Raw genomic sequence first — 5,482 nt, forward strand, 5'->3', positions numbered from 1 at the left:
GTCCTGCTGTTGCACGGTATGTCCGACTCGCCCTACAGTCTTCGTGGCGTGGGTGAGCGCTTGCATACCGCCGGTGCCTGGGTGGTGGGGCTCAGATTACCGGGCCATGGCACGGCACCGTCGGGACTGGTCCAGGTGCAATGGCAGGATATGGCAGCAGCGGTGGGCCTCGCCATGCGCCACCTGCGTGAGGTGGTCGGTGATAAGCCGCTCTACCTGGTCGGTTACTCAAACGGCGGCGCCCTGGCCGTGCACTATGCGCTCATGAGCCTGCAGGATCCCATGCTGCCGCCTGTGGATGGCTTGGTGCTGATATCGCCGTCCATCGGGGTGTCGCCGGTGACGGCGCTGGCGGTGTGGCAGGGACGGCTCGGTTACCTCCTTGGCCTCCATAAACTGGCGTGGAACGCCATCCTGCCTGAGTACGACCCCTTTAAGTACGGCTCCTTCGCCGTGAACGCGGGTGACCAGGTGTACCGACTGACGGCCGAGATTCAGTCACAGCTCACGACACTGGGCACGGCCGGAGACCTGGACCGCTTTCCGCCGGTGCTGGCATTTCAATCGGTCGCCGATGCCACGGTATCGACGCCAGCCCTGGTTAAAGGGCTGTTCGACCGCCTTCCAGAAGGTCGGCGTGAGCTCGTGCTCTTTGACATCAACCGCACGGCCGAGGTGGAGCATATTCTGCTGAATGATCCCGAGGCGGTTGTCGGAGCCATGCTGCATGATAGAACCCTGCCCTTTGCCCTCAGCCTCCTGACCAACGAGAGCGAGGAGAGTCAGCGCCTCATCGTGATTCACAAAGAACCCGGAGACAGTGAGGTTACTGAGATGGCCCTGGACCTAGCCTGGCCCGAGGGACTCTACTCGCTGTCCCATGTGGCCCTGCCATTTCCCACAGACGACCCGCTTTACGGGGGCCAGGATACCGGCGAGAGTCCGGGCATTTATCTCGGAAGGATTGAGCTCAGGGGCGAGCGGGGGGTATTGCAGATATCCGCCGCGGACATGCTGCGGCTTCGGTGGAACCCGTTTTACCCCTACATGGAGCAGCGTGTGCTGGAGTTTGTCGGTCTGGCTGCCCCCCGCTCGAACCTGGCCATCGACCGGGGCCTTGCCCCGTCGTCCTGACAATCCCCCTGGGACAAGCAATCCGCCCGCCGTCTTCGGGTGTGGCTTTTCCGGCTCATGCCCCCAGATGCGGCGGACCCGGGCGGCTGAATCTCATATAACATATTGATTTATATGTAAATGATGCTGGAGGCGAGCAGTCTGGGCCGCTGGCGCGTTAATAACGTATACATGGCCGAGAAGGTGAACAGGGGACCCATTGAACTATGAAGGCAAGATTGACCGTGCTTATTCTGCTCCTGGGGCTGCTGACCGCCACCGGCGGCTGCGCCCTGAGCTACTACTACCCAACGTATCCCCGTAGCGAGCGGGCCAGCCTTGAACTGGCTGAGGCCAAGTGTCTTGCGCGGCCAGAGATCAAACGCGGCGTGGTGTTAGAGACGTGCGTATTGGAGTCCCTAAGCGAGTAGTCGACCCGAATTCTTAGTTCCCACCTGTTAGGCTGCCCCCGATCATTCGGCGGTGGCTTTTTTTGTGATGGATCGTGCGCGAAATGGCGTCATTATGCGCTTTCCCCCCGGGAGTAGAGGTGTGGCAATTGAGCGCCCATCATCGTTTGCCGGTGAGTGGTTATGGGCAAGAGGTCTCACCGAGGCGACGATGGGGGATCTCGCGCGATGACGTGAAATCATCAATGAAAATCCACCGTTAACTCACTTGTATGTGGTGTGTTTTACCGGCTGCTGCCACTTGTGTTAGCCACCGGTGGGGTAACTGACTTTTAAATGACCGCATCTAAGCCTCGTGGTTCCTATCGAGTTCCGGTGCCCGGCAAGTGGGCAGAATAAATAAGCGGGGCACGACAAAGCGTTGCCGGTGAGTGCTTGCTGGGGAAGAGGTATCGTGGGAATTTAATATTATGTTAAATATAAGGTTAAAGCCCTATTATAAAAGGAATTTCTAGTTCGCCCTTTTGCCCCACTTGGACTTCGGGCTGAGGGTAACACGTTTGTTATTGATTGGGGGGAAGAGAGAACAGATGCCCGGTCTAGGGGCAAACGAGGTGTCGCCGGGAGCGACGGTTCAATTTAATCGGGTTTTCGGACCCGAAGCCGAGGCACTTTCTTGTGGCGACAAGAAAGTGCCCAAAGAAACGCCTCCCGACGACTGGGTCCCTTCAGGACTTCCCTGCGTGCTTCAGGCGGCTCGGGGTGCGTCAACAGCACCTCCATATGCTGACGCCGCACGCGCGCATCCCTTGCGCGCCCCTTCGGGCTCACTCCTCGCCGCCTTCCAGTACTCGGCTGCGTCGAACGGGTAATTAAGCGTCAAGACAAGACCCCCGACCTCTTTTCCGCTTTCCAAGAAGCTGACCAAGGTGGATGAATAAGCGATGCGTTAAGAGAAAACGGTTCCTGACACCCTTTTTCACTGAGGTGATCAACAAAAGGATCAGTGTGACGTCCTTGTAGACATCCCCTCGCCCTCAAGTAGCGATCAGCGTTTCTGTTGTTTCTGTCTCGCTGAGGTTGTCAGGAGTAATCCTGATGAGATGCTTTGGTTTGAGATACCAGAGTGTGGTGCCATGTCTGTTTACGTCATCTGGAAGGTCAACGACGACATAGTTGCCGGAAATATAACGCCCGAATTTATCAAATCCGGCAAAATGATCTTCGCTATGCATAACAGTGCCGACATGCCCAATGATATCGGGATTGTAGCTAGCGTTTATTAACAGTACTAAATCTCCAACTTCAAAGTGCTGCATTGACAACACCTCTTTTCTGGAGACTATACACTATATATTGGAGCAAGATCCTGGGAGCGCAAAATGGCGGCACGTCTTCGTCTGGAATCCACCCTGCGACCCCGACGGCGGCCTCGAACAAATGGTGATGGAAGCTAAAAAAGACTCCCGACCCCTTTTCCCCTCCGTGCAGTATTACCATTACTGCACATTTTCGTCGAACCCGTAATTTGGTAGTAAGCTGGACGCGACGCATTTCGGCCTAGTCGCCTACCTAGATTCTTCGAGCTACGGGTAATGGGTGGCTACCACTCAGGCAGCTGATACTGGACGTTTCAGTCGGAATCCCGGATAAGCGAACGCACCGGCAATCTGTTCGCAGTCCTTCTCAGATACACCTGCCGCCCGCGAAATCTTGTACCAGGTCTTCTTAACGCGTGCCTCCATATGAGAGGTGATGGCTTCCGCCTCTTCACTATCAAGGAGAAACCGCGTGCTTTGCGAAAGTAAGTTATCCACATGGGCATAGCGGCCCATGTCTCCGCAGATCATCGCCAGATCGCGACGCTCGATGCTTACTGGTGATGATGGTGTGAGGTCGTACGCTGGTGACAGCTTCCAGTCGCGATCTTTCGCGCTGACAGCGTGATTACGTGGGTGATCGTCGGTGTTCGAGATCAGGGCGTTAAAGCACATCCGGCGAAATAGTTCGGGCGCATCATTACGCGGCTCGGCGGATATACGACGTAGCTCTTCAACCAGAAGCATATAAGACCACTTGTCCCGGGACTGGTAGGTATCTTTTGCACGTAGCAATGTTAGCCCACTTAACATGCGTGCCCGCAAATAGCCATTTCTTGTTTTCTCCCGGTCAAAGCGCTTCACCAGTAGCACGTCGCGATCTGCGATCGGGACGATCTTGCTTTCGACAGTTTGAAGTCCGCAAGTGCGCGCGAGCGCCAGCATGGCATGTTCGACGCGTGCGGTGTTCCACCGGTCGTCAGGACGATTGAACTTCGCAATCCAGAGCCCCTGTTCATCTTCCACGGTGGCTTTGGGTCTTGCGCCTCCCATTGAGGTGCCAATTAATAGCAGATCTTCGACCTGGTCGGTTCCCCCACCCTTGGGCAGATCTTCATCAGCAATGATCGCGTCGGCAATCATTTGCAGCTTTGCAAGTTCGAGTGTCTGGTTGAACTTGCGCCGTGGTGCTGGAGGCGCCTGGTTCCGTCCAAAACCGAGCGCGCCCGCGCGGTCATCTGGCGAATAAAGAAGGTAGTCCAACTCCCCCAACTTTGGTTTTCCGGCGTGACGTTCAATGATGCGCCTTCCCCAATAATCCGGACCGGCATCCCGCAGGGCACCGAACACGCCGTTGAACGCCGTGGTTTGATAGGTGCGGCTGCTGAGTTTGAGCTCAACGGGGTCGATCGGCACAGCTTCTTGTCGCCCCAAATAACTCTTTCCGTAAATAAACCGTGCCAACGGCGTGCCCCGTCGATCAGTCGACATGACAAACCGTCCGGCGGTAACCGCTTTCGTCTTGCCCGGAAGGGTGATATAGACGTAGCAGTCACTGGCTTCGGTGTTAAAAGTCATTGTCGAGCGATTCCGTACTGCGGGCCCGAGATCGTTCGCCAGCGAGATCCAATGCCTGGTCTTCTATGTCGCGGATTGGATCTGCGACCTCATTAAGGTCGTCAAGAAGATCGTAAGCCCAGAGTAGAGCCACGTAGACTACGGCGCCCGTGGCCGGCTTGCCTTTCTCAGCATCCATGACAGCCCGGCGCCCTGCGCCGATCTTCTCTGCAACCTCCTCTATGGTCAGATTGCGCCGGAGCCGAGCCGTACGCAGATTCATCCCGAGCCGCTTCAGGGCCTGTTCGACCGGATAAGGTGGGGCCGTCGTCAAGAGGTTACGGGCTGTCATGTGCTTTCAAGAGTACCTTAAGCCGTTTTAAATGCTCTTAAGAGCATATATCAAAAGCTCTTCCAGCACAAGGGGAGTACCCTCAAGAGCACCTTAAGCGCGATAACGTCCTCTTAAGGGCACCTAGTTATATCCGTTAATAGCCGAGAGTGGACATTCAATAATGCTCCCAAAATCACCAGGCAGGCTACTACTTACTCCCTTCAATCAGAAAAAAGGGGTCGGGCGTCTTTTCTTGGTGATTGGGCAGAGGTACGGTAGAAAGCGACGATGCTTCGCCGATCCCGGGTCGCCACGGGGCCGGCGTGTGCAGCGCAGCCGGCCTTTTGGGGCTAGGCCCTGGGAGCGCAAAATGGCGGCACGTCTTCATCTGGAATCCACCCTGCGAGCCCGACGGCGGCTTCGAACAAATGATGATGGAAGCTAAAAAAGACTCCCGACCCCTTTTCCCTTCCGACCCATAGCGGACACTCGCCGCGGTCATCGAAACCCCGATGGAAGAAACTTCCGAAAAGCCATCGAAATCCTGGATTCTCGGCTTTGATCGTCCACAAATTTCTTGGTTGTCATTCCTTTATCTTTGTGGTGATATTTCTCTACACTAACAATAAGTGTAGTTGGCACTATGGAGCATATGAGTGGCTGGCGGCTTTGCAAAAGACGGTGCAGTACAGGACCAGATCGATGCGACAATCGAGGACGCTGTCAATCGCGAGCGTGACCATCTGCCA

6 protein-coding genes are annotated in these 5,482 nt (G+C 55.9%); 3 read left to right on the plus strand and 3 right to left on the minus strand.

Annotated features, from left to right (window positions below; translation table 11 throughout):
* The 3 genes from O6944_00155 to O6944_00165 form a co-directional block, all read left to right on the plus strand.
* The coding region (locus O6944_00155) for an alpha/beta fold hydrolase (GenBank protein ID MCZ6717564.1) at window positions 1-1,134 on the plus strand (1,134 nt) is incomplete at its 5' end.
* 206 nt (window positions 1,135-1,340) lie between these two features.
* On the plus strand, window positions 1,341-1,544 hold the full coding sequence (locus tag O6944_00160) for a hypothetical protein (protein ID MCZ6717565.1): 204 nt from the start codon (window positions 1,341-1,343) through the stop codon (window positions 1,542-1,544).
* 569 nt (window positions 1,545-2,113) lie between these two features.
* Entirely contained in the window at window positions 2,114-2,395 is a 282-nt protein-coding gene (locus tag O6944_00165; GenBank protein MCZ6717566.1) for a hypothetical protein, read from the plus strand.
* Between the two features lie 165 nt (window positions 2,396-2,560).
* On the opposite strand, the gene O6944_00170 is transcribed toward O6944_00165, so the two are convergent.
* The 3 genes from O6944_00170 to O6944_00180 all read right to left on the minus strand — a co-directional run bounded on the left by O6944_00170 (window position 2,561) and on the right by O6944_00180 (window position 4,751).
* On the minus strand, window positions 2,561-2,842 hold the full coding sequence (locus O6944_00170) for a hypothetical protein (GenBank protein MCZ6717567.1): 282 nt from the start codon (window positions 2,840-2,842) through the stop codon (window positions 2,561-2,563).
* 291 nt (window positions 2,843-3,133) lie between these two features.
* Window positions 3,134-4,420: a type II toxin-antitoxin system HipA family toxin gene (locus O6944_00175; protein MCZ6717568.1), complete on the minus strand. Its 1,287-nt coding sequence runs from the start codon at window positions 4,418-4,420 to the stop codon at window positions 3,134-3,136.
* Window positions 4,410-4,751 carry a helix-turn-helix transcriptional regulator gene (locus O6944_00180; GenBank protein MCZ6717569.1) on the minus strand — a complete coding sequence of 114 codons (342 nt, stop codon included), beginning with the start codon at window positions 4,749-4,751 and terminating at the stop codon, window positions 4,410-4,412. Before O6944_00180 ends, O6944_00175 begins: the two co-directional genes overlap by 11 nt.
* Window positions 4,752-5,482 lie beyond the last annotated feature (731 nt).

This window comes from Gammaproteobacteria bacterium, assembly GCA_027296625.1.
GTDB lineage: Bacteria > Pseudomonadota > Gammaproteobacteria > JAKEHO01 > JAKEHO01 > JAKEHO01.

Coding starts and splice junctions, on each gene's coding strand:
- O6944_00160 (MCZ6717565.1), top strand. CDS start 1,341: ATGAAGGCAAGATTGACCGTGCTTATTCTGCTCCTGGGGCTGCTGACC.
- O6944_00165 (MCZ6717566.1), top strand. CDS start 2,114: ATGCCCGGTCTAGGGGCAAACGAGGTGTCGCCGGGAGCGACGGTTCAA.
- O6944_00170 (MCZ6717567.1), bottom strand. CDS start 2,842: ATGCAGCACTTTGAAGTTGGAGATTTAGTACTGTTAATAAACGCTAGC.
- O6944_00175 (MCZ6717568.1), bottom strand. CDS start 4,420: ATGACTTTTAACACCGAAGCCAGTGACTGCTACGTCTATATCACCCTT.
- O6944_00180 (MCZ6717569.1), bottom strand. CDS start 4,751: ATGACAGCCCGTAACCTCTTGACGACGGCCCCACCTTATCCGGTCGAA.